This window comes from Streptomyces sp. NPDC087787 (assembly GCF_044743035.1).
GTDB lineage: Bacteria > Actinomycetota > Actinomycetes > Streptomycetales > Streptomycetaceae > Streptomyces.
Genome location: NZ_JBIUVQ010000001.1, coordinates 132,306 through 158,298, shown reverse-complemented (window position 1 = coordinate 158,298; position 25,993 = coordinate 132,306). Strand labels below are relative to the sequence as shown.

General features: G+C 71.5%; 24 protein-coding genes, 3 tRNA genes and 1 pseudogene. 12 read left to right on the top strand and 16 right to left on the bottom strand.

Going from position 1 to position 25,993, the window contains the following annotated elements:
- Positions 1-214: 214 nt before the first annotated feature.
- Entirely contained in the window at positions 215-1,255 is a 1,041-nt protein-coding gene (locus tag ACIOWN_RS00740) for a rod shape-determining protein (RefSeq protein WP_362347432.1), read from the top strand.
- Positions 1,256-1,350: 95 nt separating this feature from the next.
- Here ACIOWN_RS00740 and ACIOWN_RS00735 read toward each other — a convergent pair whose 3' ends face one another.
- Positions 1,351-2,283, bottom strand: coding sequence for an anti-sigma factor RsbA family regulatory protein (locus ACIOWN_RS00735; RefSeq protein WP_362347430.1), 933 nt, complete (start codon positions 2,281-2,283; stop codon positions 1,351-1,353).
- Between the two features lie 411 nt (positions 2,284-2,694).
- Here ACIOWN_RS00735 and ACIOWN_RS00730 point away from each other — a divergent pair, with 411 nt between their 5' ends.
- A complete protein-coding gene (locus tag ACIOWN_RS00730) occupies positions 2,695-3,453 on the top strand; it encodes an ANTAR domain-containing response regulator (RefSeq protein WP_401979537.1) in 759 nt (252 codons plus the stop codon).
- A gap of 113 nt (positions 3,454-3,566) precedes the next feature.
- Positions 3,567-3,728, top strand: coding sequence for a hypothetical protein (locus ACIOWN_RS00725; protein ID WP_362347426.1), 162 nt, complete (start codon positions 3,567-3,569; stop codon positions 3,726-3,728).
- A 171-nt stretch (positions 3,729-3,899) separates the two neighbouring features.
- Here the strand turns inward: ACIOWN_RS00725 and ACIOWN_RS00720 are convergent.
- From ACIOWN_RS00720 to ACIOWN_RS00710, 3 genes are all read right to left on the bottom strand, one after another.
- A tRNA-Ile gene (locus ACIOWN_RS00720) sits at positions 3,900-3,976 on the bottom strand.
- Positions 3,977-4,165: 189 nt separating this feature from the next.
- A tRNA-Asn gene (locus tag ACIOWN_RS00715) sits at positions 4,166-4,238 on the bottom strand.
- Positions 4,239-4,243: 5 nt separating this feature from the next.
- A tRNA-Asn gene (locus ACIOWN_RS00710) sits at positions 4,244-4,316 on the bottom strand.
- Between the two features lie 145 nt (positions 4,317-4,461).
- On the opposite strand from ACIOWN_RS00710, the gene ACIOWN_RS00705 reads away from it, so the two are divergent.
- The 4 genes from ACIOWN_RS00705 (at position 4,462) to ACIOWN_RS00690 (ending at position 10,247) form a co-directional block, all read left to right on the top strand.
- Positions 4,462-4,764 (top strand): YtxH domain-containing protein, encoded by a 303-nt coding sequence (locus ACIOWN_RS00705; protein ID WP_362347424.1) that lies wholly within the window; start codon positions 4,462-4,464, stop codon positions 4,762-4,764.
- A gap of 90 nt (positions 4,765-4,854) precedes the next feature.
- Entirely contained in the window at positions 4,855-6,309 is a 1,455-nt protein-coding gene (locus ACIOWN_RS00700) for an FGGY family carbohydrate kinase (protein ID WP_362347422.1), read from the top strand.
- Between the two features lie 276 nt (positions 6,310-6,585).
- Positions 6,586-8,319 carry an ABC transporter ATP-binding protein gene (locus tag ACIOWN_RS00695; protein ID WP_362347420.1) on the top strand — a complete coding sequence of 578 codons (1,734 nt, stop codon included), beginning with the start codon at positions 6,586-6,588 and terminating at the stop codon, positions 8,317-8,319.
- Positions 8,319-10,247, top strand: coding sequence for an ABC transporter ATP-binding protein (locus ACIOWN_RS00690; RefSeq protein WP_362347418.1), 1,929 nt, complete (start codon positions 8,319-8,321; stop codon positions 10,245-10,247). Before ACIOWN_RS00695 ends, ACIOWN_RS00690 begins: the two co-directional genes overlap by 1 nt.
- Before the next feature lie 56 nt (positions 10,248-10,303).
- Here the strand turns inward: ACIOWN_RS00690 and ACIOWN_RS00685 are convergent.
- From ACIOWN_RS00685 to ACIOWN_RS00670, 4 genes and pseudogenes are all read right to left on the bottom strand, one after another.
- A pseudogene (locus ACIOWN_RS00685) lies at positions 10,304-11,462 on the bottom strand (sigma-70 family RNA polymerase sigma factor).
- Positions 11,463-11,623: 161 nt separating this feature from the next.
- The gene (dnaG, locus tag ACIOWN_RS00680) at positions 11,624-13,534 is read right to left on the bottom strand and encodes a DNA primase (protein ID WP_362347416.1); all 1,911 of its coding nucleotides are present in this window, start codon (positions 13,532-13,534) and stop codon (positions 11,624-11,626) included.
- A gap of 120 nt (positions 13,535-13,654) precedes the next feature.
- Positions 13,655-14,920, bottom strand: a complete 1,266-nt coding sequence (locus tag ACIOWN_RS00675) for an FAD-dependent oxidoreductase (protein ID WP_362347414.1) — start codon at positions 14,918-14,920, stop codon at positions 13,655-13,657.
- A 227-nt stretch (positions 14,921-15,147) separates the two neighbouring features.
- Positions 15,148-16,494 (bottom strand): deoxyguanosinetriphosphate triphosphohydrolase, encoded by a 1,347-nt coding sequence (locus tag ACIOWN_RS00670; RefSeq protein WP_401979533.1) that lies wholly within the window; start codon positions 16,492-16,494, stop codon positions 15,148-15,150.
- Between the two features lie 218 nt (positions 16,495-16,712).
- Between ACIOWN_RS00670 and ACIOWN_RS00665 the strand changes: the two genes are divergently transcribed.
- A complete protein-coding gene (locus tag ACIOWN_RS00665; protein ID WP_401979530.1) occupies positions 16,713-17,456 on the top strand; it encodes a vancomycin high temperature exclusion protein in 744 nt (247 codons plus the stop codon).
- Between the two features lie 125 nt (positions 17,457-17,581).
- Here ACIOWN_RS00665 and ACIOWN_RS00660 read toward each other — a convergent pair whose 3' ends face one another.
- Complete coding sequence (locus ACIOWN_RS00660; protein WP_401979527.1) at positions 17,582-18,034, bottom strand: gamma-glutamylcyclotransferase family protein; 453 nt, start codon at positions 18,032-18,034, stop codon at positions 17,582-17,584.
- A gap of 126 nt (positions 18,035-18,160) precedes the next feature.
- On the opposite strand from ACIOWN_RS00660, the gene ACIOWN_RS00655 reads away from it, so the two are divergent.
- A complete protein-coding gene (locus tag ACIOWN_RS00655; protein WP_362347406.1) occupies positions 18,161-19,804 on the top strand; it encodes a M4 family metallopeptidase in 1,644 nt (547 codons plus the stop codon).
- A 62-nt stretch (positions 19,805-19,866) separates the two neighbouring features.
- Here ACIOWN_RS00655 and ACIOWN_RS00650 read toward each other — a convergent pair whose 3' ends face one another.
- The 5 genes from ACIOWN_RS00650 to ACIOWN_RS00630 all read right to left on the bottom strand — a co-directional run bounded on the left by ACIOWN_RS00650 (position 19,867) and on the right by ACIOWN_RS00630 (position 23,326).
- Entirely contained in the window at positions 19,867-21,066 is a 1,200-nt protein-coding gene (locus ACIOWN_RS00650; RefSeq protein ID WP_362347404.1) for an FAD-dependent oxidoreductase, read from the bottom strand.
- Between the two features lie 91 nt (positions 21,067-21,157).
- On the bottom strand, positions 21,158-22,102 hold the full coding sequence (gene sigJ, locus ACIOWN_RS00645; RefSeq protein WP_362347402.1) for an RNA polymerase sigma factor SigJ: 945 nt from the start codon (positions 22,100-22,102) through the stop codon (positions 21,158-21,160).
- A gap of 11 nt (positions 22,103-22,113) precedes the next feature.
- The gene (locus tag ACIOWN_RS00640) at positions 22,114-22,524 is read right to left on the bottom strand and encodes a PIN domain-containing protein (RefSeq protein WP_326802356.1); all 411 of its coding nucleotides are present in this window, start codon (positions 22,522-22,524) and stop codon (positions 22,114-22,116) included.
- Positions 22,521-22,742: a type II toxin-antitoxin system VapB family antitoxin gene (locus ACIOWN_RS00635; RefSeq protein ID WP_326802357.1), complete on the bottom strand. Its 222-nt coding sequence runs from the start codon at positions 22,740-22,742 to the stop codon at positions 22,521-22,523. The genes ACIOWN_RS00640 and ACIOWN_RS00635 overlap by 4 nt, the downstream gene beginning before the upstream one ends.
- 107 nt (positions 22,743-22,849) lie before the next feature.
- Positions 22,850-23,326, bottom strand: a complete 477-nt coding sequence (locus tag ACIOWN_RS00630; RefSeq protein WP_362347399.1) for an ATP-binding protein — start codon at positions 23,324-23,326, stop codon at positions 22,850-22,852.
- 181 nt (positions 23,327-23,507) lie between these two features.
- Here ACIOWN_RS00630 and ACIOWN_RS00625 point away from each other — a divergent pair, with 181 nt between their 5' ends.
- The 3 genes from ACIOWN_RS00625 to ACIOWN_RS00615 are packed head-to-tail and all read left to right on the top strand — an operon-like array spanning position 23,508 to position 25,068.
- Positions 23,508-24,395: a helix-turn-helix transcriptional regulator gene (locus tag ACIOWN_RS00625; RefSeq protein WP_362347397.1), complete on the top strand. Its 888-nt coding sequence runs from the start codon at positions 23,508-23,510 to the stop codon at positions 24,393-24,395.
- Between the two features lie 3 nt (positions 24,396-24,398).
- Positions 24,399-24,602, top strand: coding sequence for a DUF397 domain-containing protein (locus tag ACIOWN_RS00620; RefSeq protein ID WP_362347396.1), 204 nt, complete (start codon positions 24,399-24,401; stop codon positions 24,600-24,602).
- On the top strand, positions 24,583-25,068 hold the full coding sequence (locus ACIOWN_RS00615; protein ID WP_401979523.1) for a hypothetical protein: 486 nt from the start codon (positions 24,583-24,585) through the stop codon (positions 25,066-25,068). The genes ACIOWN_RS00620 and ACIOWN_RS00615 overlap by 20 nt, the downstream gene beginning before the upstream one ends.
- A gap of 21 nt (positions 25,069-25,089) precedes the next feature.
- Here ACIOWN_RS00615 and ACIOWN_RS00610 read toward each other — a convergent pair whose 3' ends face one another.
- The gene (locus ACIOWN_RS00610; RefSeq protein ID WP_362347392.1) at positions 25,090-25,401 is read right to left on the bottom strand and encodes a hypothetical protein; all 312 of its coding nucleotides are present in this window, start codon (positions 25,399-25,401) and stop codon (positions 25,090-25,092) included.
- A complete protein-coding gene (locus tag ACIOWN_RS00605; RefSeq protein ID WP_362347390.1) occupies positions 25,391-25,660 on the bottom strand; it encodes a prevent-host-death protein in 270 nt (89 codons plus the stop codon). The genes ACIOWN_RS00610 and ACIOWN_RS00605 overlap by 11 nt, the downstream gene beginning before the upstream one ends.
- Between the last annotated feature and the right edge of the window lie 333 nt (positions 25,661-25,993).

Here is a 25,993-nt window from a genome sequence, read left to right as displayed (position 1 = left end):
AGTCCCCGCGGACCCCTCGCGAGACCAATCCGCGGCGGGGGCCGGTCATGTGTCCTGGTGCGCCGCTTCTTACGCGCGGCGCGCCGGAATGCACCCGTCCAGCGGCGACCCGCCCGGCCCCCTTGAACAGGCGCCCGCCGTGCCGCCCGAGCACGATGCCAGGGAGGCCTCCGTCCGGTGGCCTCCACGGTCCGCGCTCTCAGGAGGCTCCGCCATGCCCGCCACTCTGGAGCAGTTGCGCCGCTGCCACTTCGCCGTCGATCTGGGAGCGGCCCGGACCCGTGTCTACGTCAAGGGACCGGGGCTCGTCGTCGACCAGCCCTCCGTCGCGGCCGTGAACACCCGTAACGGGGCCCTGATCGCGGTCGGGGAGTTCGCGGAGCGGATGACGGGCCGCACCCCCGCGTACATCAGGGTCGTCCGCCCGGTCTCCGGCGGTACGGTCGTCGACATCGAGATGGCGCAGCGCATGCTGCGGCACCTGCTCGGCGACGGGATGCGCCGCACCCTGCGGCGCAAGGCGCCCCGGCTGCGGGCCGCCGCCTGCACGCCGCACGACGCCGATCCGCTCGCCCAGCGGGCCACGATCGAGACGCTCGTCGGGCTCGGCGCGCGCCGGGTGGAACTCGTCGACACGCTCATCGCCGCCGCCGTCGGCTGCGGGCTGCCCGTGGAGCGGGCCGAGGCCACCATGATCATGGTGTGCGGGGCCGCGGCCACCCAGGTGGCCGTCCTCTCGCTCGGCTCGATCGTCACCGCCGAGCGCATTCCCGTCGGCGGTGAGGCCGTTGACCAGGCCATCGTGCAACACCTGCGCCTGGCTCACGCGTTGACGCTGCCCAGCCAGTCCCTGCGGCCGCTCCAGATCGCCCTGTCCGGCAACGGGATCACCCCGTCGGGCCCGGCGTCCACCGAGATCCACGGGCGGGACGTGGCCACCGGGCTGGCCCGGTCCGTGCGGATCGACACCGCCGCCGTGAGGGAGGCCATCCAGACACCGCTGACCGCCGTCCTCGACGGCATCTACAAGGTGCTGCGCGTGTGCCCGCCGGATCTGGTGGCCGACCTCGCCGACCGCGGGATCATGATGGTCGGCGGTTCCGCGCTGCTGCCGGGCCTGGACCAGATGCTGCGCGAGGCGACCGGCATGCCGGTCCACATCGCCGAACGCCCCGACGTGTGCGCGATCCGGGGCCTGGGCGCGATGCTGGAGGGCGAGATCGAACCGATGGTCCTCAACCCACTGGGCGCATGACCGCGTTGCCCGCCCGACGCGCCGGCGCCCGGACGCCGTCGACCCACGCGGCGGTCGACCCGACTGAGTCGCAGGCGCGTTGAGACACCCCGCGGTCAACTGGTGAACCAGCAGCGGACGGTGGTGCCCTGCTCGTCCGTGTGCACGCGGACCAGGTCCGCGACGAGGTTGACCAGCAGCAGTCCGCGGCCGCCGCGCTGCTCGCGGGGGGCGGGGCGGCGGCCGGCCAGCGGATCGTCGAGGCGGCCCTTGTCCCGCACCTCGCACAGCACGCACCCGTCCTGCGCCCACACCCGCAGCTCGCCCGAACCGCCCGCGTGCACCACGCTGTTGGTGGTCAGCTCGGCCACGACCAGGGCCAGGTCCTCGAGCCGGGTGGCGGCGGGCCCCAGCCGTGCGCCCTCGGCGACGGCGACGTGCCGGACCTGCGAGAGCGTGTCCGCCGTGAAGTAGAACGACAACGCGTCCGGCACCGGCGGCAGGGGCTCGTTGTACCGGGCGACGACCTGCTCGGGGGCGTAGGCGGCACTCTCCCGCTGCCCAGTGGCACCGGAGGGAATGACTTCGGGGTGGGTGGCGTGCGCGTCGGCGAGGGCCCGTCCGTCGAGCCGGGCGGCGTCGTACGGGCACAGGATGGTGACCTCGCGGCCCTGGAAGGCCGGGTTGATCAGCGCCTCGTGCTGGGCGCAGGCCGGGTACTCGACGGGCGTACGGCCGGCCCAGACCGGCTCGCCGACGATCCGCACCCGGCGTCCGGGCGACTGGGCGTCGGCGAAGGCGCGCAGCACCGCCGGGATGATCCGGCCGGGGTTGCGTCCGACCTCGCGCATGTCGAGCAGCCGTACGGACCCGGCGTCGGCGCCGAGGCCGGCCTCGATCAGCCGGAGGTTGTCACCGGGGACGGCCACCGCGACCGGCTCGCCGGCCTCGAGTCCCTCACGCACGAAGGGCACGGTGCCCCTGAGGTACTCCCGCTCGTCCCTGTAGAACAGGGCGGGGTGGCCGAAGGGTTCCGCGGTCGCGGTCATGACGTCGACACCTCCGTCCCCGGCAGCGCGGGCCAGGACATCTCCGTTGCCGCCGGACGCGAGGCCCGCTGTCCTCGTCCTCCGCCCGGTCGGCACCTACGCCTTACGCGTACCCACTGCTCTCCCGGCAAGGCCCGTCGATCCGTGGGCGTGGCTCGTGACGCGGTCCGGCTCCGGCGGCGCGGGCCGCTCCCGTCCTCCCGGCGCCCGGGCCCGTCCCTACACACGCCCGGGAAGGCCCGTTCCCGGGCGTGTGTAGTCCCGCGGTGAGCGGGCAGGCGCAGGACAGCACCGCCGGGGTTCCGTGGCTCCGTAGCGCCGCGGCGTGCGTCCGGGCGCGGACCGGCGGGGACGGGGAGACGCGACGTCGCGAGGACGCGCGAGGACTGCCGAGGACGGACGAGGCGGGAGATGAGCGCAGCGGCACCACGAGCCCATGTACGACGGCGGAGCACCCCGGCGGGCACGCTCACCGTCGACGTCCGCACGGACCCGGTGGCCGACCGGGCGTCGCTCACCGCGCGCGGGGAACTGGTCCACGGCTGCGCGGAGGCCCTGGCCCAGGCGCTGGCCGAGCTGCCGCCGGACATCGGCCGGGTCGACCTGGACGTGTCCGGGGTGACGTTCATGGACACCGCCGGGCTGGAACTCCTGGACACCCTCGGCGACCGCGGCCGGTGCCCGCCGCTCCGGGTGACCGCGTCCGGGTGGACGGGGCAGCCGCGCCGTGTCCTGGAGCTGACCGGCCTGGACACGGCGGACGCGCCGCGGCCGTCGGCCGGCACGGATCCCGAGGCGCCCGCGGCGCAGGGCGCCTCCGCGGTGGCCCTGGAACGGACGGAACGGCTGCGCCGGCTTCAGGCGGAGGTCGATCAGCTCCGCCGGGCCATGTCGTCCCGTCCCGTGATCGACCAGGCCCGCGGCATCCTGATGGCCACCCACGCGTGCACCGCGGAGCAGGCCTGGGACATCCTCCGGGAGGCCTCCCAGCGGTCCAACACCAAGCTGCACACGGTGGCCGCCGCGGTCACCGCCGGCGTCCGCGACGACGGCCCCGCGCCGCCCCAGGAGATCCGCACGGCCCTGCGCACGGCGCTCGCCCGGCACACCGGCCCCGGCCCGGACACCCCGCGGCGCGAAGACGGCCCGGACACCCCGCCGGCACGGTGACGGACCGGACACCCCCGCGGGCACGGTGACGGACCGACCACCGGGGTACCCGAAAAGCGGACGGATTCACCAGCCCCGTCCGCAGGAGTCACCCCTCCGCAGGAGTCACCACCATGAGAGAGCACACCCCTTCCCAGGCCGAGGGCGAACGCGACGACGAGGGCACGCAGCGCGCCGCAGGACCGCCGGAGACGCCGTACCCGACCCCTTCCCAGGCCGAGGGCGACCGCGACGATCTGCCGGAGACCGCCGACCCCGCCGACGACCGTTCCTGAGCGGCCCGTCAGTAGCCCGTCAGTGGCCCGTCCGCCCAGGCCGTTGCTCCGGCCGAGTGCAAAACGGGCCAACACGCGCCGATGGCCCCCGGATCCACTTCCGGGGGCCACAGACTGGCTGGGAATGACCGGCGTAACCGCTGGTCACATCGATTCTGCGCGGGTAGCGCCTGGTGGGGCGGGTGGGACTCGAACCCACGGCCGACGGATTATGAGTCCGCTGCTCTAACCGGCTGAGCTACCGCCCCGTTGCGGCGCGTCGCGTACATGTGTGCGCGCCGTCTGCCGCAGCATAGCCGCTCATACGATCTCCTGCTTCGGATGGTCGTCTTCCGCGGCCGTTCACGACCTCAAGGACTTCACCGCGGCCGCGGCGGTTCCCCAGGGACATGAAACCGGACATGAAAAAGGACCCCGGAGGGTCCTCGTTCAGCATGCTCCCCCGACTGGACTCGAACCAGTAACCTGCCGGTTAACAGCCGGCTGCTCTGCCAATTGAGCTACGGAGGACCGAGCTCCCCCGACTGGACTCGAACCAGTAACCTGCCGGTTAACAGCCGGCTGCTCTGCCAATTGAGCTACGGAGGAATGCCTCGTTGCATCGAACGCACCCACCCGGGTATTCGCCAGGGGGCGCGCGCTCGCTGCGACACATACATTAGCGCAAGCAGGGGGGTGCTCCGCCAATCGGTTCCCCCGGCTGTGACCTCTAGGCAAGGGAAGGGTGGCCGCCATGCGTTACCGGCTCACGTTCATCGCAGGGATCGCCGTGGGTTACGTGCTGGGCACGAGGGCCGGACGTGAACGCTACGAGCAGCTCAAGAAGTCCGCGGGCCGGATCGCCCAGAACCCCGCCGTGCGCAACACCGCCGAGAGCGCGGCGCAGCAGGGCCGGCAGTTCGCGGACCGGGCCTACCACACGGTCAGCGAGAAGGTCGGCGACCGCATTCCCGAGTCGGTCGCCCAGCGGGTGCGCTCCCTGCGCGCCCACTCCAACGGCAGCGGCGAGGACGACTGGGGCACCAGCAACACGTGACCCGCCCGCCCCGGCGGCACCGCGCGTGTCCCTTGCGGCGCCGGGGCGGCCGCGGCCCGAGCAAGGGCGGCGGTACGGCAGAATTTGGCCATGGGGATAGTCGCCGGGTTGGACAGTTCGCCCGATTTCACTCGTATCGTCGTTTGTGACGCGGACACGGGGTCCGTACTCAGGCAGGGATATGCGCCGCATCCGGTGGAGACGCCGGAGGGCGGCGGTCGCTCCGCCGACGTCGATCCGCAGGCCTGGCTGCTGTCCCTGGGGGAGGCCGCGGGCGGCGGGCTCCTGGAGGGTGTGCAGGCGATCGGCGTCTCCGCGCAGCAGAACGCGCTGGTTCCGATCGACGCCCAGGGTGCCACCGTGCGGCCCGCGATGGTCGGCGGCGACCGGCGGGCGCAGGTCGCGGCGGCCGACCTGATCGACGCGCTCGGCGGCCGCGAGGTCTGGGCGCAGTCGGTCGGCTGTGTGCCGCAGGCCCCACTGCCGGTGACCAAGCTGCGCTGGTTCGCCAGGAACGAGCCCGAGGCCGCCCTGCGCACCGCGCTCCTGCTCCAGGCGCACGACTGGCTGGTGTGGCAGTTGCTGGGACGTCCGATGCGCCGCACCACCGACCGCGGCGGCGCCTCCGGCACCGGCTACTGGTCCGCCGCCACCGGCACCTACCGGCCCGACCTGGTCGAGCTGGCGCTCGGCCGGCAGGCCGCGCTGCCCGAGGTGCTCGGTCCCGCCGAGGCGGCCGGCACCACCCCGGAGGGGCTGCTGATCTCGGCCGGGACCGGGGAGACCATGGCCGCCGCCTTCGGCCTGGGGCTGGGTCTGGGCGACGCGGTCGTCTCCCTCGGCGCCTCCGGCTCGGTGATGGCCGTTCACCCCGAGGCGCTCGTCGACCCGACAGGGATGATCACCTCGCTCGCCGACGCCACCGGCATGCACCTGCCGGTCGTCACCACGCTGAACGCGGTGCGGGCGCTGCGCGGCACCGCCGAGCTGCTGGGCATGCCCGACCTGGAGGGCCTGTCGGACCTGGCGATGAAGTCGACGCCGGGCTCGCACGGACTCGTGCTGCTGCCCTATCTGGAGGGCGAGCGGACACCCAATCTCCCGCACACCGCCGGGATGCTCGCCGGGCTCCGGCGGGAGTCGATGAAGCCGGAGCATGTGGCGCGGGCCGCGTTCGAGGGCATGCTGTGCGGGCTCGCGGACGCGCTGGACGTGCTGCGCGGCCGGGGCGTGGAGGTGCGCCGGGTCTTCCTGCTCGGCCCCGCCGCCGAGCTGCCCGCCGTACAGGCCGTCGCACCCGCGGTCTTCGGCGCGCAGGTCGTCGTGCCGCAGCCGGCCGACTACGCCGCGATCGGCGCCGCCCGGCAGGCCGCCTGGGCGCTCGGCGCCTCTCAGGGCACCCTCGATCCGCGCACACCGCCGGCCTGGCAGGGCGCGGTGGCCCAGGTCCTGGAGCCCGGCGAGGATCTGGCGGTGGGCCAGGCGGTGCGCCAGCAGTACGTGTCGGTACGTGAGCAGGTTCACCCGGGGGCCTTCACGGGGTGACACCCCGCCCCGCGATCCCTTGTACCCCACAGACCTTTTCGGACCTATCGGACACGAGGGTCCATTCCAGGGGCTCCAACGACCAGCCATATGGGGGCGTTTGGGACATAACGGCTCACTCGTGCGATGGATCACGGACGCGAGGTCAATGGCCGACCAGTGCTCGGCCATTGACACGCGGGCGGATTAATCGGTTGAGGTAACGCGGGTGGAGTGTTCGACGATAGGTGCCAGGGGACATCGACCGCCCCCACCGCCGACTGCGAGAGACCCAGCGTGCTCATACGACTCCTGCGGACCTATCTGAGGCCCTACAAGAAACCCATAGCCCTGCTGGTGCTGCTGCAGTTCCTGCAGACCTGCGCCACGCTCTACCTGCCCACGCTGAACGCCCACATCATCGACAACGGTGTGGTGAAGGGCGACACCGGTTACATCCTGACGTTCGGCGCCGTGATGATCGGCATGTCCCTTGCGCAGGTCGTGTGCAACATCGGTGCCGTCTACTTCGGCGCCCGCACCGCCTCGGCGCTCGGCCGGGACGTACGGGCGGCCGTCTTCGACCGCGTGCAGTCCTTCTCGGCCCGCGAGGTCGGCAACTTCGGGGCGCCCTCCCTCATCACGCGGACGACGAACGACGTGCAGCAGGTCCAGATGCTGGTCCTGATGACGTTCACCCTGATGGTGTCGGCGCCCATCATGTGTGTGGGCGGTGTCGTGCTGGCCCTCGGCCTGGACGTGCCGCTGTCCGCGGTGCTGGTCGCCGTCGTCCCCGTGCTCGGCATCTGCGTGACCCTGATCGTGCGCCGGCTGCGTCCGCTGTTCCGGTCCATGCAGAAGCGCCTGGACGTGGTGAACCGGGTGCTGCGCGAGCAGATCACCGGCAACCGCGTGATCCGCGCCTTCGTCCGCGACGAGTACGAGAAGGACCGCTTCCGCGGGGCCAACACCGACCTGACGGAGATGTCGCTGGCCACCGGCCGGCTGCTCGCGCTGATGTTCCCGATGGTGATGACGGTGGTGAACGTGTCGTCCATCGCCGTGGTGTGGTTCGGCGCCCACCGCATCGACAGCGGCGGGATGCAGATCGGCGACCTGACCGCGTTCCTCGCCTATCTGATGCAGATCGTGATGTCCGTGATGATGGCGACCTTCATGTTCATGATGGTGCCGCGCGCGGAGGTGTGCGCCGAGCGCATCCAGGAGGTCCTGGACACCGAGTCCAGCGTCGTGCCGCCCGTCGCTCCCGTGACCGAGCTGCGCCGCCACGGCCATCTGGAGATCCGTGGCGCGGGCTTCCGCTATCCGGGGGCCGAGGAGCCCGTCCTGAGGGCCATCGACCTGGTCGCCCGCCCCGGCGAGGTGACCGCCGTCATCGGCTCGACCGGGAGCGGCAAGTCCACCCTGCTCGGTCTGGTGCCCCGGCTGTTCGACGCGACCGACGGAGAGGTCCTCGTCGACGGCGTGGACGTGCGCACCGTGGGTCCGGAGCTGCTCGCCAGGACGGTCGGCCTGGTCCCGCAGAAGCCGTACCTGTTCGCCGGCACCGTCGCGACCAACCTGCGCTACGGCAACCCGGACGCCACCGACGAGGAGCTGTGGCACGCGCTGAAGGTGGCGCAGGCCAAGGACTTCGTCAGCGGTCTCGAGGGAGGCCTGGACGCGCCGATCTCGCAGGGCGGCACGAACGTCTCCGGCGGCCAGCGCCAGCGTCTGGCCATCGCCCGCACCCTGGTGCAGCGCCCGGAGATCTACCTCTTCGACGACTCCTTCTCGGCCCTCGACTACGCCACCGACGCGGCCCTGCGGGCGGCGCTGGGGCGCGAGACCGCCGAGGCGACCGTCGTCATCGTCGCCCAGCGCGTGGCCACCATCCGCGACGCCGACCGGATCGTCGTCCTGGACGAGGGACGGGTCGTCGGCACCGGCCGCCACCACGAGCTGATGGCCGACAACGAGACCTACCGGGAGATCGTGCTCTCCCAGCTCACGGAAGCGGAGGCAGCCTGATGGCCGGGCCGATGGGGCGCATGATGGGCGGGTCCGGGCCCGACAACCGCTCGCTGAACTTCAAGGAGTCGGGCAAACGGCTCATCGCCCAGTTCAAGCCCGAACGGCTCACCGTCGCCGCCCTGGTGCTGTGCGTGGTGGTGAGCGTCGCGCTCAGCGTGATCGGGCCGAAGATCCTCGGCAAGGCCACCGACCTGGTCTTCGCGGGGATCGTCGGCCGGCAGATGCCGGCCGGGGCGACCAAGGGCGAGGTCCTCGCCTCCATGCGGGAGCGCGGCCAGGGCGCGGTCGCCGACATGCTGAGGAGCACCGACTTCACCCCCGGCAAGGGCATCGACTTCGGTGCCGTCGGCGATGTGCTGCTGCTCGCGCTGAGCACGTTCCTGGTGGCCGGCCTGCTGATGGGCGTGGCGACGCGGCTGGTGAACCGGTCGGTGAACCGGACCGTGTTCCGGATGCGCGAGGACGTGCAGACGAAGCTGTCCCGGCTGCCGCTGTCGTACTTCGACAAGCGCCAGCGCGGCGAGGTGCTCTCCCGCGCCACCAACGACATCGACAACATCGGGCAGACGCTCAACCAGTCGATGGGCCAGCTCATCAACTCGCTGCTGACCATCATCGGCGTGCTCGTCATGATGTTCTACGTCTCCTGGATCCTGGCGCTGGTCGCGCTGGTGACCGTGCCGCTGTCGTTCGTCGTCGCCACGCGCGTGGGCAAGCGGTCGCAGCCGCACTTCGTGCAGCAGTGGCGCTCGACGGGCCGGCTCAACGCGCACATCGAGGAGATGTACACCGGGCACACCCTGGTGAAGGTGTTCGGGCGGCAGGAGGAGTCGGCGAAGCAGTTCGCCGAGCAGAACGAGGCGCTGTACGAGGCCGGGTTCAAGGCGCAGTTCAACAGCGGCGTCATGCAGCCGCTGATGATGTTCGTGTCGAACATCAACTACGTGCTGGTGGCCGTCGTGGGCGGTCTCCGGGTCGCCTCGGGCACGCTGTCCATCGGTGACGTGCAGGCCTTCATCCAGTACTCGCGGCAGTTCTCGATGCCGCTGACCCAGGTGGCCTCGATGGCCAACCTGGTGCAGTCCGGCGTCGCCTCGGCCGAGCGCGTCTTCGAACTGCTGGACGCCGAGGAGCAGACGGCGGACCCGGTGCCGGGCGTGCGGCCGGAGGAGCTGCGCGGGCGGGTCGCGCTGGAGCACGTGTCGTTCCGCTACGACCCCGAGAAGCCGCTCATCGAGGACCTGTCGCTGACGGTGGAGCCCGGCCACACGGTCGCGATCGTCGGCCCGACCGGCGCGGGCAAGACCACGCTGGTCAACCTGCTCATGCGGTTCTACGACGTCACCGGCGGGCGCATCACACTCGACGGGATCGACATCGGGAAGATGTCGCGGGACGAACTGCGGTCCGGGATCGGCATGGTGCTCCAGGACACCTGGCTGTTCGGCGGCACCATCGCGGAGAACATCGCCTACGGCGCCTCCCGCGAGGTCACCCGCGGGGAGATCGAGGAGGCGGCGCGGGCCGCGCACGCCGACCGGTTCGTGCGTACGCTGCCCGACGGCTACGACACCGTGATCGACGACGAGGGTTCCGGGGTGAGCGCCGGTGAGAAGCAGCTCATCACCATCGCGCGGGCGTTCCTGTCCGACCCGGTGATCCTCGTCCTGGACGAGGCGACCAGCTCGGTCGACACCCGTACCGAGGTGCTGATCCAGAAGGCGATGGCCAAACTCCAGCACGGCCGGACGTCGTTCGTCATCGCGCACCGGCTCTCCACGATCCGGGACGCGGACACGATCCTCGTCATGGAGAACGGCTCCATCGTCGAACAGGGCGCCCACGACGAGCTGCTGGGGGCCGACGGGGCGTACGCACGCCTGTACAAGGCGCAGTTCGCGCAGGCGGTCGCCGAGGTGGACTGACCGCCGGTGCTGTGTGACGGGGGCCGCTCGCCGGGGTGAGCGGCCCGCGGCCCCCGTCAGTCCAGGTAGCCGCGGAGCTGGTCGGCGAAGGCGTGGTCGCGCAGCTTGTTGAGGGTCTTGGACTCGATCTGGCGGATCCGCTCGCGCGTCACGCCGAAGAGGCGCCCTATCTCCTCCAGCGTGCGCGGGCGCCCGTCGACGAGCCCGTACCGCAACTGCACGACCTTGCGCTCGCGCTCCCCCAGCGTGGACAGCACGGCCTCCAGGTGTTCGCGCAGCAGCAGGAACGCCGCCGACTCCACGGGCGAGGCGGCGTCGCCGTCCTCGATCAGGTCACCGAGGGCGACCTCGTCCTCCTCGCCGACCGGGGCGTGCAGGGAGACCGGCTCCTGGGCGAGCCGCAGGACCTCTCTCACCCGCTCGGGCGGCAGGTCGAGGAGGGCGGCGACCTCCTCGGTGGCCGGCTCGTAGCCCCGCTCCTGGAGCAGCCGCCGCTGCACCCGTACGACCCGGTTGATGAGTTCGACCACATGCACGGGCACGCGGATGGTGCGGGCCTGGTCGGCCAGGGCGCGGGACATGGCCTGGCGGATCCACCAGGTGGCGTAGGTGGAGAACTTGTAGCCGCGGGCGTAGTCGAACTTCTCCACGGCCCGGATGAGCCCGAGGTTGCCCTCCTGCACGAGGTCGAGCATGGTGAGCCCCCGGCCGACGTACCGCTTCGCCACGGACACCACGAGCCGCAGGTTGGCCTCGATGAGCCGGCGCTTGGCCATCCGGCCAAGCACGACGATCCGGTCCAGGTCCAGGGCGAGCCGGCTGTCCAGGTCCGGGGTGGTGGTCAGCTTCTCCTCCGCGAACAGGCCGGCCTCCACGCGCCGGGCCAGCTCGACCTCCTCGGCGGCGGTGAGCAGCGGGATCCGGCCGATCTCCCGCAGGTACTGGCGGAACAGGTCGGAGGAGGGGCCGCCGCTCTCGGTGCGGGCGGGAACCGGTTCGGGAAGCTCGGGCGGGGCCTCCGCGTCCGCCTCCGGGACCGGTCCGGCGCTGTCCGGTGCGGCGGGGATGTCGGTCTGGGCGAGGGTCTGGGTCTGCACGGGGGCGACCTCCAGGATGATCGCTGCTGAGGCGTGCGGCAGCGGTACGAGAGGGGGCGGAGTCGGCGGCGGCCCCGCCACCGTCCGTCCCGTACGCGAGAAGCACAGCCGCGGGGATGCGTCACCCGTGAGGGGCGGAGCGGCCGCGCTCCGAGGACTCAGGCAACCGGACCCAGTGTGGGGTACGACACATCACCGCCACGAGGGGCGTGCGAAGACTTTTTGAGTCCGGTGCGTGACCGGCCGGTTACTCAGACCACCCGAAGGCCCGGTGCGCGCTCACAGCGCTGCCACGCCGCGTTCGCGCAGAGCCTGGTCGTACTGCTGGAGGATCCACAACTCGTTCTGCGCCGAGGCCAGTTGGGCGGGGTCGCCGCCGGTGCCCAGGCGGGCGACCGTGCTCTGCAGGTCGCGGATGCGGCGTTCGACCGCGCGGCGGCGGACCGTCACCAGCTGGGCACCCGCGTAGGCCTCGTCGACGTCCCGGCGGAGCAGGATCGCCTCCACCGCCAGCTCGGTGACCATCGCGCGGACCGTGTCGTCCGGGGCGGCCTCGCGGACCCGGGCCAGGTACTCGTGCGGGTCGCCGACGCCGTACTCGGCGCCGCCCGCGTCCAGGACCGCCTGGCGTACGGCGGCGTAGGGCGGGGCGGTGAACTCGTCCACGCCGTAGGCGTCGAAGGCCGGCGAGACCAGCTCCGGGCGCTGCAGGGCGAGTTTGAGCAGTTCGCGTTCGGTGGCGAAGACCGGGTTGCGCAGGTTGAGCGCCGGGCCCCGGGGCGCGGGACGCGTCGGCGCGTACTCCTGCCGCGGGCCCCGCTGCCGCTGGTCGGGGGCGGGGCCGCGGCCGCCGCGTTCGCGGGCCCAGCGGGCCAGCTGGGCCACCCGCTTGACCACGAACTGGGTGTCGAGGATGCCGAGCAGTCCGGCGAGCTGCACCGCGACCTCGTGCTGGGCGCCGCTGTTCTTGATCCGGGCGACGACCGGCGCGGCCTCGTCCAGGGCGGAGGCACGGCCGGCCGGGGTGTCGAGGTCGTAGCGGGCCACGATCTGGCGCAGCGCGAACTCGAACAGCGGGGTGCGCGGTTCGACCAGGTCGGCGACCGCCTCGTCGCCCTTGGCCAGGCGCAGGTCGCAGGGGTCCATGCCGTCCGGGGCGATGGCGATGTAGGTCTCAGCGGCGAACTTCTGGTCGTCCTCGAAGGCCCGCAGGGCCGCCTTCTGCCCGGCCGCGTCACCGTCGAAGGTGAAGATCACACGCGCCGATCCGTTGTCCATCAGCAGCCGGCGCAGGATCTTGATGTGGTCGCCGCCGAACGCCGTGCCGCAGGTGGCGATGGCGATCGGCACGCCGGCCAGGTGGCAGGCCATGACGTCGGTGTAGCCCTCGACCACCACCGCCCGGGAGGTCTTCGCGATCTCCTTCTTCGCCAGGTCGATCCCGTAGAGCACCTGGGACTTCTTGTAGATCGCGGTGTCGGGGGTGTTGAGGTACTTCGGTCCGTTGTCCGCCTCGTACAGCTTGCGCGCGCCGAAGCCGACCACGTCGCCGCCGATGTCGCGGATCGGCCACATCAGCCGGCCCCGGAAGCGGTCGATGGGACCGCGGCGGCCCTCCTGGGCGAGACCGGAGAGGATCAGCTCCTTGTCGGTGAAGCCCTTGCCGCGCAGAAAGCGGGTGAGGTGGTCCCAGCCCTGGGGGCTGTAGCCGACGCCGAAGTGGAGGGCGGCGCCCTGGTCGAAGCCGCGTTCGGCGAGGAAGACCCGGCCGGTCTCGGCCTCGGCGGAGTTCGCGAGCTGTTCGGCGTACCAGTCGGCGGCCAGCTTGTGCGCCTCCACCAGGCGGATGCGCTCGCCGCGCTGGTGGGCGGGGTTGTACCCGCCCTCCTCGTAGCGCAGGGTGATGCCGGCCTGGGCGGCCAGCCGCTCGACCGTCTCCGAGAAGGAGAGGTGGTCGATCTTCATCACGAACGCGATGGTGTCGCCGCCCTCCTGGCAGCCGAAGCAGTGGAAGAGTCCCTTGCTCGGGCTGACCTGGAAGGACGGCGACTTCTCGTCGTGGAACGGGCACAGGCCCTTGAGGTTGCCCCCGCCCGCGTTCCGCAGCTGGAGGTACTCGGACACCACGGCGTCGATCGGGACCGCGTCCCGTACCGCCTTCACGTCCTCGTCGTTGATCCGTCCTGCCACGCCAGAAGTCTACGGTGGTCCACCGCCAGTCCAGAGGCGAGCCGACCCACCCCCGGCCGGGGGTCCGGGGGTCGCCCCCCGGGAATCGCAGCACGGTGGTCCGGCGAGGCTCCCGCCCGGCTACGGGGTCAGGCTCTCCAGCGGGACGTGCGGGTCCGCGAGGGCCTCCGTGTCCACCCGCGCCCTCGTTCGGATCAGGTGCTGGATCGGGTCCGTGACGTCCCACACGTTGACGTTCATCCCGGCCAGGACGCGGCCCTCCTTCACCCAGAACGCGATGAACTCGCGCTTTCCGGCGTCCCCGCGGATCACCACCTCGTCGTAGGAGCCGGGTGGCGCCCAGCCGCTGTACTCCATGCCCAGGTCGTACTGGTCGGTGAAGAAGTAGGGCACGCGGTCGTAGAGGACCTCCTGGCCGAGCATCGCGCGGGCCGCGGCCGGGCCTCCGTTCAGCGCGTTGGCCCAGTGCTCCACCCGCAGCCGGGTGTCGAACAGCCCGTGCGGGAAGGCGGCCACGTCGCCGGCCGCGTGGATGTCCGGGTCGGACGTGCGCAGCCGCTCGTCCACCTTGATGCCGCCGCCGTGGGCGCGGTCGGCCAACTCCAGGCCCGCCGACTCCGCCAGCGCGACGCGCGGCGCGGCGCCGATCGCGGCGAGCACGTCGTGGCAGGGGTGCTCCTCGCCGTCGTCGGTCCGCACGGCGAGCACCATGCCGTCCTGCCCGACGATCTCGGTGAGCCGAGCGCCGAAGTGGAAGCGGACGCCGTGCTCACGGTGCAGATCGGCGAAGAGCTGGCCGAGCTCGGGGCCGAGCGCGCTGTGCAGCGGGGTGGCGGCCGTCTGCACGACGGTGACCTCCGCGCCGTACTCGCGGGCCGCCGCCGCGACCTCCAGGCCGATCCAGCCGGCGCCCGCGATCACGAGGTGGCCGTTGTCCCGGCCGAGGTGGGTCAGGACGTGCTTCAGGCGCTCGGCGTGGGCGAGGCGGCGCAGGTGGTGGACGCCGGCGAGGTCGGTGCCGGGGATGTCCAGGCGGCGCGGCTCGGCGCCGGTGGCCAGCAGCAGCTTGTCGTAGCGCACATGGGTGCCGTCGTCCCCGTAGTGCACGGTTTTCGCGGCGCGGTCGATCGCGACGACCGTCTGGCCGAGGTGCAGCTCGATGTCGTTCTGCGCGTACCAGGCGGGCTCGTGCACGAAGACGCTGTCGCGCTCCTCCTTGCCGAGCAGGTAGCCCTTGGACAGCGGCGGCCGCTCGTAGGGGTGGTCGCGCTCGTCGCACACGAGGATCACGCGGCCGCTGAAGCCCTCCGCGCGCAGGGTCTCGGCCGCCTTCGCGCCGGCCAGCCCTCCTCCGACGATGACGAATGTCTGATCCGCGTCGACCACTTGATGCCTCCTGCCGGGGGTCTGGGGGGTGTCCCCCCAGAGAACACTGTGGGTGCCGCCATTTGGGAGCGTCCCGCACGGAGCGTGGTGCGGGAAGAGGGAGTGGCCCGATCAGGCCACGGAGGGTCACCTCGGGACCCGGTCGGGGTCACTGCGTTCACTCCGGTCCCACCGGTACCACGGCTGTCCGTAAACGCGCTGTCAATGCCATGCGTGCGCTCTTCCCGTCATACGTGTCCTCTCAGCCGCGCGTGAAGCGAACGGGCCGAGGCGTCGGTGAGGGATGCGATCTGGTCGACGAGCACGCGCTTGCGGGCGCGGTCGTCGGCGGCCTGGTCGAACAGGGCGCGGAACTGGGGATCAAGGCCGTGGGGGGCGCGGGCGGTCAGCGCCTCGGCCAGCTCGGCGACCACGATCCGCTGGTCGGCGCGCAGCCGCTCCTGCTCGGCGCGCTGCATGACGTAACGGTCGGCGACGGCCTTGAGGACCGCGCACTCCATTCGGGTGGTCCGGGGGACGACGAGCTCGGCACCGTAGCGCGTGAGGCGCCCGCTTCCGTACCTCTCCCGGGTGGCGCCCTCGGCGGCCAGGCAGAAGCGGCCGATGAGCTGGCTGGTGGCGTCCTTCAGACGGGCCTGGGCGACGGCCGAGCCGTCGTAGCCGTGCGGCCACCACTCCTGGTCCAGGAGTCGGTCGAGGGCCTCGGCGAGTTCCCCGTGGTCGGTGCCCGCCGGCACGTAGCGGCCGACGGCGACCGCGAAGACCGCCCGCCGCTCGGGTTCGGCGTGCAGGCAGCCGGGGTCGATGTGGCCGGCGTGCAGTCCGTCCTCCACGTCGTGCACCGAGTACGCCACGTCGTCCGCCCAGTCCATGACCTGGGCCTCGAAGCAGGTGCGGGTGCCGGGCGCGTCCTTGCGCACCCAGTCGAAGACCGGCCGGTCGTCCTCGTAGACGCCGAACTTGGGCGAGGCCGGGTCGGTGGGGTGCGCGTCGCGTGACCAGGGGTACTTGGTGGCGGCGTCGAGGGCGGCGCGGGTGAGGTTGAGGCCGACGCTGACGAGTTCGCCCGTCTCGTCGTCGACGACGAACCGCTTGGGTTCGATGCGGGTGAGCAGGCGCAGGGACTGCGCGTTGCCCTCGAAGCCGCCGCAGTCATGCGCGAACTCGTTCAGCGCCTGTTCGCCGTTGTGCCCGAAGGGCGGGTGGCCCAGGTCGTGGGAGAGGCAGGCCGCCTCCACCAGGTCGGGGTCGCAGCCGAGGGCGGCGCCCAGTTCCCGGCCGACCTGGGCGCATTCGAGCGAGTGGGTGAGCCGGGTGCGGGGGCTGGCGTCCCAGGCCTGACTGTAGGTCCCCGGCGTGACCACCTGGGTCTTGCCGGCCAGCCGTCTGAGGGCGGCGGAGTGCAGCACGCGCGCACGGTCGCGCTGGAAGGCGGTGCGCCCCGGCCGCTTGTCCGGCTCGGCGTCCCACCGCTCGACGGCCGACGCCTCATAACCGGCCGGCGGCACATGGTTCCCGGACGACCGGTGGGCGTGCCCACGCGGCCGCGCTGCCTCGGATGCGATCCCTTCCATCCTTCGACAGTAAGCGCACCCACGGACATTGGGGATGTCGCCGTCCACGTCCCCCTCGCACTTCGTTCCCGCCCGCCGGGCCGGGCACGTGTCGTACCCCCGGTCCCGGTTCCGTGTTCGTCGGCGTGAGAATGGGGGCCGGGTGGTGAACCGGGGCGCGGTGGGGTGCGTCCTTGCTGTTCGGGGGCCGTGGGGGCACCTGGGGAGGGAATCGAACGATGCGCCTGACGCATGAGCCGCGCTCGCCGCGCCGAGTGCCGTGGACCCGTCCGCGCCTGCCGCGCACCCGTGCCGGGCGGCGGCTGCTGACGCAGGTGGTGATGGCCGGGTGCGTACTGGCATTGCTCCCGGCGACCTGGACCTACGTCACGGCCGGCGACCGGCTGCGCACCACGGCGGACGCGCCACGCACCGACGTCGCCGTCGTCTTCGGCGCGGGCCTGTGGGACGGGGGACCGTCGCCGTACCTGGCGCACCGGCTGGACGCGGCGGCGAAGCTGTACCACGAGGGCCGGGTCAAGGTGCTCCTGGTGACCGGCGACAACAGCCGCGAGGACTACGACGAGCCGGACGCGATGCGTGCCTACCTGACCAAGCGGGGCGTGCCCGGCACGCGGATCGTGAGCGACTACGCCGGCTTCGACACCTGGAGTTCCTGCGTCCGCGCGAAGAAGATCTTCGGCGTGGACCGGGCGGTCCTGGTCACCCAGGGTTTCCACGTCCGCCGTGCGGTCGCCCTGTGCGACGCGGCGGGCATCGACTCCTACGGTGTCGGGGTCGACGCCAAGCACGACGTCACCTGGTACTACGGGGGCACCCGCGAGGTGTTCGCGGCCGGCAAGGCGGCTCTGGAGGCGGTGTTCCAGCCGGACCCGAAGTTCCTGGGCCGCACGGAGCACGGCGTGGCCCGGGCCCTGGCCGACGCCCAGCGGCGCCCGTCGACACCCGTCGACACCCGCTGAGGCCCGCTGAGGTCTCCTGACGCTCGCCCGCGGCGGGGACGACTCCCCGGCCGGGCCGAGCGGGTGTCAGCCCGCCCCGAACAGGCCCGCCACCAGACGTGCCGCCCCGCTCGCGTCACAGCCCGTCAGACCGGGTTCCGGGTACGCCAGTCGCCGCCCTCGATGCGCACGCCCTCGGCGCGCAGCCAGTGGGTGACGGACGGTCCGGCGACGTAGACCCAGGCGCGCACGACCGCTCCGTCGCTCTCGCGGACCACTTCGCGCTCGATGCGCTCGTAGAGGCTGTGCGGGTCGCCGGCCACGTACTCCTCCAGCCGGTCCAGCGCGGTGAGCACCTCGCCGTACTCCTCCGGCCGGGCGGCGACCAGGTCGCCCCGCACCAGCCCGCCCGGCTCCTCCACGGCGTACGGGTAGCCGGGTCCGTCGTAGAGCACCGCGCCGGACAGCCGGGCGGGTTCCTCGGAGCGGGTGCGGCCGCGCAGGAGCAGGCCGTGGTTGCCCTCGCCCGGGCGCAGGGTGCCGTAGACGAAGAACGGGAGCGGTGCGAGCGGCGGCGTCGGAGTGGTCGAAGTCGTCACGGAAACGATTCTCTCCTCTCATACCCGCGCGGACGCGCTATGGACATGACATGTCATGAGCACTTAAATCTCAGGGACACCAGCGCACCCCCGCGCGCCCCAGGGCGCCCGCGCTCAAGGAGACCGATGAGTCGGACACGGCACATCCGAGGTTCCCGCCTTGCCACGGCCGGTGTGGCCGCCGCCACCGCCACCCTGCTGGCCACCGCCCTCTCCCCCGCCGCGCACGCGGAGGGCAGACCCACCCGGGCCACCGCCATCCACAACGCCGAGTCGGCGCTCGCCCACCACTCCACGGCCCTGGGCCTCACCTCCGCCGAGGCCACCACCGTACGGGACGTGGTCGTCGACAAGAACGGCGCACAACACGTCCGCTACGACCGTTCGTACCACCAACTGCCCGTACTGGGCGGCGACTTCATCGTCCATCTCACTCCGGACGGCACCTACCGCGGCGCCGACCGGGCCTCGAAGGGCACGGTGTCCCTGCCGAGCACCACGCCCGAGCTCACCGCCCCCAAGGCGGCTGACCTCGCCGTGAACGCGCTGCGCGCGGAGAACCTGGGCACGAAGCTGCAACAGGTCAAGGCCAAGCCCGAGTTGATCGTCGACGCCCTGCACGGCGCCCCGCGTCTGGCCTGGCGCACCAACGCGGTCGGGCTGGACTCGCTCGGCAACCCGGTGGCCCGTACGGTGCTCACCGACGCCCGCACGGGCGCGCAGATCGACGCCTGGGACAGCATCGAGACGGCGGCGGGCGACGGGCAGTCGCTCTACAGCGGAACGGTGCCGCTGGAGACCACGCTCTCGGGCTCGGCGTACCAGCTCAAGGACCCGACACGGGGCAACACGTACACGGGCGACGCGGAGAACAAGACCGACCTGTGCATCTTCGGCATCTGCTTCCAGCGCGCCCCCGCCACGCTGTTCACGGACGCCGACAACCACTGGGGCACGGGCACGACCGCGGACCGGGCGTCGGCTGCGGTCGACGCGCAGTACGGCACCAACGAGACCTGGGACTACTACAAATACGTCCACGGCCGCAACGGCATCGCGGGCGACGGCAAGGGCTCGTACAACCGCGTCCACTACGGAAGCAACTACAACAACGCCTTCTGGGACGACAGTTGCTTCTGCATGACGTACGGCGACGGTGACGGCAGCACGTTCGGTCCGCTGGTCGCCCTCGACGTGGCCGGCCACGAGATGAGCCACGGCGTGACGTCGAAGACGGCGGCACTGACCTACTCGGGCGAGTCCGGCGGCCTGAACGAGGCCACCTCCGACATCCTGGGCACGCTGGTGGAGTGGTACGCGAACAACTCCGCCGACCCCGGTGACTACCTGATCGGCGAGAAGATCGTCCGCTCCGGCTTCGGCAAGTCGGCCCTGCGCTACATGGACAAGCCCTCCAAGGACGGCAGTTCGGCCGACTGCTGGAGCAGTTCGGTGGGCAACCTCGACGTCCACTACTCCTCGGGCGTCGCCAACCACTTCGCCTACCTGCTCGCCGAGGGCAGCGGCGCCAGGACCGTGAACGGCGTCGCCTACGACTCCCCCACCTGCAACAACTCCTCGGTGACGGGCATCGGCCGCGACAAGCTCGGCCAGATCTGGTACCGGGCCCTGACGGTCTACATGACGTCCTCCACGAAGTACGCGGGCGCGAGGACGGCGACCCTGAACGCCGCCAAGGACCTCTACGGCGCCGGCAGCACGGAGTACAACGCGGTGGCGGCGGCATGGTCCGCGGTCAACGTGAGCTGAGCGAAATCACCGGCGACAAAGCGGGCGTCCTCGACACGAGGGCGCCCGCTCCGCCGTGCGGGTCAGGCCGACGCCCTGACCGCCGAGCCCGCCCGGTCCGGCTCCGGTACGGCGCGGCGGCGCCGGGACGGCAGCCCTGTCATCGGGTTGGCGACGGCCCAGGCCGCGCCCTTGCAGACCAGTTCCTTGTAGACGGCGGCGAGCCGTCCCGTCAGGACCGCCCGGACGGCACGGTCGTCGGCGGTGACGTACTGGATCAGGCCTTCCCCGCGGCCCAGCGAGACGCACTGGTTGAAGTACCGGAGCGGCACGTTCGGGAGCTTCCCGCCGGTCAGGCGGGCCGCGATGGCGTCGGCCGCCTGCCACGCGGTGGGGATGCCCGAGGCGCACGACATCCGCAGCGGCTTGTCGCCGGGGCCCATCGCCATGGCCGCGTCGCCGACGGCGTACACGTCCGGATGCGAGACCGAGCGCATCGTCCCGTCGACCACGATCTGCCCCGTACCGGTGACCTCCAGGGTGGTGGCCTTCGCGACCGGGTGAACGGCGAAGCCGGCGGTCCACACGGTGATCGCCGCCGGCAGGTACCCGCCGTCGGCCGTGGCGACGCGGCCGGCCTCGACCCCGGTCACAGCGGTGTCCTCGTACACGGTGATGCGGAGCTTGCCGACGACCTTGCGCAGGTGCCGGCGGCCCGCGGGCGAGAGCCAGTCGCCGAGGCCGCCGCGGGCGGCGAGGACGACGTCGAGGTCCGGGCGGGCCCCGGCGATCTCGGTCGCGGCCTCCACGCCGGTGAGGCCGCCGCCGACCACGACCACGGACCGTCCGGCGTCCAGGCGGTCCAGGCTCTCGCGCAGCCGGAGCGCTCCGGGGCGACCGGCGATCTCGTGGGCGTGCTCGGCGGCGCCGGGGACGCCCTGGTCGTTCCAGCCGCTGCCGAGGGCGTACACGAGGGTGTCGTACTCCAGCTCCCCGGCCGCACCGTCCGCTTCGACGACGGCGACGGTCCTGCGGTCGACGTCGACGCCGGTGACCCTCGCGAGCCTGAACTCGACGCCGGTGCCCGCGAACATCTCGCTGAAGGGCCGGGGCGTCAGGCGCAGGCCGACCGCGAGCTGGTGCATCCGCACGCGCTCGACGAAGTCGGGCTCGGCGTCGACGAGGGTGATGGAGACGTCGTCGCGGTGCAGCCGCCTGGCGAGACGGCCGGCCGCGATGGCTCCGGTGTATCCGGCTCCGAGAACGATGATGCGGTGCTGCATGTCGTTGCTCCTGTCCGATCGGGGTCGCCACTTGAACCGGGCGGCCCGCCGTTTCCTGACAGCAACGCGATGTGAAGCACCTCACATCGGTTCAGAAGGCGTTGAGCAGCGGTTCGCCGTGGTCGGTGGCCGCCCACCGCCGGGTCGCGCGTGCGAGCTTGTCGGGGTTGACCTGGTTGCGGAACGCGGCGATGCCCTCGGCGGTGACCTCCAGGCACATCACGCCGACGACCCGGCCGTCGACGACCGCCACGACGGCGGGACCGCCGTTGGCGGTCGTGGCGTAGACCTCGGGTGAACCGCCGACCAGGGCGCGTTTGGCCTTGCCGGGCTTGAACAGGCCCCGCATGAACTTCGCGACCGCCAGGGCGCCCTCGAACGCCTTGGCGCGGGCCGGGACCTTGCCGCCACCGTCGCCGACCGAGACGGCGTCCTGGGTGAGCAGTCGCACGAGCGGCTCGGTCCGCCCGCTGGTGGCGGCCGCGAGGAACTCGTCGACGATCCTCCGGGCGGCGGCCCCGTCGATCTCGGCGCGGGCCCTGCCGTCCGCGATGTGCTTCTTGGCGCGGTGGAGGATCTGCTGGCCGGCGGCCTCGGTGATGTCGAGGATCTGAGCGATCTCCCGGTGCGGGTATCCGAAGGCCTCCCTCAGCACGTACACCGCCCGCTCGCTCGGGGTGAGGCGCTCCAGGAGAGTCATGACCGCGTACGAGACCGATTCGCGCTGCTCGGCGGTTTCGGCCGGGCCGAGCATGGGGTCCCCGGCCAGCAGCGGCTCCGGGAGCCACTGGCCCACGTAGGTCTCGCGCCGCGCGCGGGCCGAGGTGAGCTGGTTGAGGCACAGGTTGGTGAGAACCTTCGTCAGCCACGCCTCGGGAACCTCGATGCCGCCGACGTCGGCGGCCTGCCAGCGAAGGAACGTGTCCTGCACGGCGTCCTCCGCCTCGCCGGCGGAGCCGAGGAGGCGATAGGCGAGGGCCTCCAGACGCGGCCTGGCCGCCTCGAACCGGTCCACATCACTCGCGGTCAGGGCCATGGCCCCGGATCCTAGGCGATGTCGTGGACGTTGTGCTCGGTCAGGTCGGGTGCGTGCCGGGCGATGGCACGGTAGTCGGCATCGTCATGGAGGACCGTCAGCCCGTGGTGGGCGGCGGTGGCGGCGATGACGAGGTCCACCGCCGAGGCACTGCGGTGCTCCCCGGCCCGGGCCATGCGATGCTGCACCGCGCTGACCCAGCGCCCCGCGTTCTTCGGCACCGAGGCGTCGGGGTAGAGGTCGGTGAACATTTCCGCGATCTCGTCGTACTCGCGTGCGTTCCGGGCGCTGTACAGGAACTCGGCGCGCTGTGCGTAGCAGGAGGCGATGGCTCCGGCATCGATCGCGTCGTACCAGCCCGACTGCAGTTCTGGATCGCGGAGCAGCCGGACCAGGCCGGACGTGTCGAGCAAGTAGATCACTGGCTGTGCTTCTCCGCCCGGTGCAGCCGCTCGGCGTCCTCGACGGCACCCCACTCACGCGCACGCTCGAAGTGACGGCTGATGCGCGCCGCACGCTCCTGCTGCTCGGCGTAGAAGTGCAAGGCGAGGTTGACCGCCTCCTTCTTGGTCCTGACCTTGGACAGAGCCATGGCGCGTGCCAGGGCGTCGTCATCGATGTCGATCTGGGTCACAGACATTCAGCACCTCCCACGCATGTTGGTGATGTACATAGAAGAATACGTCACCAACATGCATGAGGCCACGTTCGCGTGTCGGACCCTGGCATGCACAGCCGCCTGGTGGCTCACGTCATAGAACTTCCACCGCGCAGGTTGGGCGCCGTCGGCCCCTCGGGGCGAGCAGCGCGGTGAGCGACGTCCAGTTCGCACCACACGGACTTCCCGACGGTGAGCAGCTCCACGCCCCACCGGTCGGCGACCTGCCCGACGATGAGCAGCCCGCGCCCGAACATGTCGGCCGGCGAAGCGGCACGCGGAGCCGGGAGCACCTCGCCCTTCGGGTCGGAGACGGCGACGCGGACCGCCTGCTCGGTCAAGGCGAGTTCGACACGGAAGAACCTGTCCCGCAAGCAACCGTGCAGCACGGCGTTACCACCGAGCTCGGAAACCAGAAGGGCGACGTCGTCCGCGAGTTCGGGATGACCCCACTCCGTCACGAGCCGGTGGACCCGGCGCCGGGCGACGGTGACGCTCCTCGGCAGCGGCGTGCAGTCGAGCCGGTCGTACTGGAGCGGGTTGCAGGGGGCGACCAAGTCGCTCACCTCCGGGCAGGGGTGGGGCGACGCCCACCAAAAGGCGCCGCTCTGCGAGCAGTTCGCGACAGACCGTAATGACCTACGGGAGATCTATTCAACCTCCACCCGGAAGATATCCACCGATCGTGTTGCGACGGTCGCCCGCACCGAGCAAACTTGCTCCGCGCGGCCCTGAAGGAGAAACCAAGTGACGGCCAGTCAGGCAAGGCAGGGGAACAGCACGTCCAGCGTCCTCGGACGCAGACTGGGAGCTGAACTCATCAGACTCCGCAACGCTGCCGGACTCACTCAACCGCAGGCCGCGAAGGTGCTCTCCGCTTCCACAGCAAAGGTCGCCAAGCTGGAGGGCGGCTGGGTTCCCGTACGTGACCCCGACATCCGCGCCCTGTGCGAGCTGTACGGAGTCCGTGATCCCGGCATCGTGGGCGGGCTCCTGGAGTTGGCGCGGGTTGACCGCGAGCGCCGCAAGGCCAAGGGCTGGTGGGACGACTACCCGATCCACGGCGTCTTGCAGGAATACGTCGCGCTGGAGAACGCTTCGACAGCGATCAAGGTCTGGCAACCCGCGTTCATTCCCGGGCTGCTCCAGACCCCGCAGTACGTACTCGCCTTGAGGAAGAGCCCCATCACCACCCCGGCCATGAGGGAGCAGTCGGACGAGGACTTCGTCACAGCTCGCATCACACGACAACAGCGCCTCTCCTGCGACGCGCCGCTGCTCCTCCACACGGTGATCTACGAAGCGGTGCTAAGGAACATGCCCGGCGGCGCAGAAACAGCTCGCGGCCAGCTCGACCACCTGACAGCAGCGGCCGGCCTCCCGAACGTCAGCATCCGGGTCTTCCCCTTCGGCGCGGGCACCCACTTCGGTTTGAACGGCTCGTTCAACATCCTTTCATTCGCAGAACCCGGAGCCATGGACATCGTGTACGTAGAGGCCCCTTTCGCTCAGCGATGGGTAGAGGGTGGCGAGGGCGCCGCAGCCTACGATGAACTGTTCACCATGGTTGCCGAACAGTCTCTCGACGAACGGGAATCCGTCTCGTTCCTCCACAAGCTGCGGAAGGAACTTTGAACCATGCCCGCCTTCAGATACCGCAAGTCCAGCTACAGCGATCCCGAAGCAGAGTGCGTCGAGGTAGCCACCAACATCTCCACCACCATCGCCATACGAGACTCCAAGCACCCCACCGGCCCCTCCCTCCACGTCACCCCGACCGCCTGGACGGCCTTCGAGCGGACCGTGCGGGAAGGCCTGCCCTGTGACCAGCCGGGCAACTGACGACCCCGGCCGCGAACTCGTACTCGTCGGCGGCCTGAGCCCTGCGGACGTCGCGGTCGTGCACCGCGAGGCGCTTCGCGTGCTGCGGTCCACCATCGACTCGGCACACCTCGACGCCTACAGCGACGCCGACTGGCCGCCCGCGGTACTGCACTCGTACGAACGCGCCATGTCCCTGGCGCGGGAGGCGGTGGCGGACGGGAGTCGCTCGCGGCGATGCGATCCCGGGATGGGGATCGACATCGACGTCCGCGAAGACGAACAGTTCGCCGTGCTATCGGACTTGGCCTGCCACACGATCAACGCCGAAGGCAGGCAAGGAAACCGGCTGGTCTTCAGCGCCAGTGACTCGGGCACGTCGTTGTGGATCACCGTCACACGGGAACAGGAGGAAGAGCTTCTGGCCCGGCTGGACGGACTGGGGGTCCCGCCGACCGCGCTCGCTGTCCAGCGACGCGGACGCTGACGCACGCCCTCGGGCAGCACGTCATCGGCGGCGAGTGGTCAGCAGCCAGGCCACGTCGATGGCGGTGATCGCGCCCCAGATCCAGCAGACGACCGTGACGCCGGCCGGCGCCAGCGCCGTGGCGAGGGCGCCGAGGCCGATCGAGCCCAGGACCACTCCCGCGCTGCGCCGGGTGGCCAGCGCGGCGCGCAGGGGGCCCGGCTCGGCCAGGCGGTCCTCCAGGTACGCGTCGATTGCCTCGGCGACCCGGGAATGGGGTCGAACTCGTTCTCGGCGCGCTGGAGGACATCCGTCCCGCCGGGCGTGCTCGGCGGTGCGGCCCTCACCAGGCATAAGGATCGTGCGGCTCCTGCTCGACGGTGGCGTCCTGGTCGACACGGAAGGCGTCCACGGAGATGTCGGGGGCGCTCCGGGACATGGCGGCGAACTCGCCGCGCGGAACGAAACGTCGGCGGCGCCGCAGCGGGACCAGTTCTCCGATGCGGTGCCCGTCCCGGGTGACGGTGAAGGACTGACCACCCTGGACGGCATCCATGATCTCTTCGGATCTCGTGCGCAGGTCGCACTCAGTGATCTCGGGCTGGGCCGTCATGGGTCCCACGGTAGGCGCCGCGCACCATCGGGTGCCATGTCATGGCATACGCACACGCGACCTTCCGCGAACCTCGCGCGCCCGGTCACGCACCATCTCCCCACCCTCGCAGTGACGGGCAACCCGTTCACCCCCGCGCCGCGCCCCCTTCCGGGTGGTCTCCGACGTGTCGTCAGCAGGTCGGGCTTGACCTGCCCAAACACCCGCCCCGAGGCCGGTCCGGGGTCGGCGCTTCGGCACCCGTTCACCGTATTTCTGACGCGCCCTCAGGGAGCGGCGGCGGGCGTGGGCGCTTTACCTCGGAAGGGCAAGGGCACGACCGATGCCGGCACA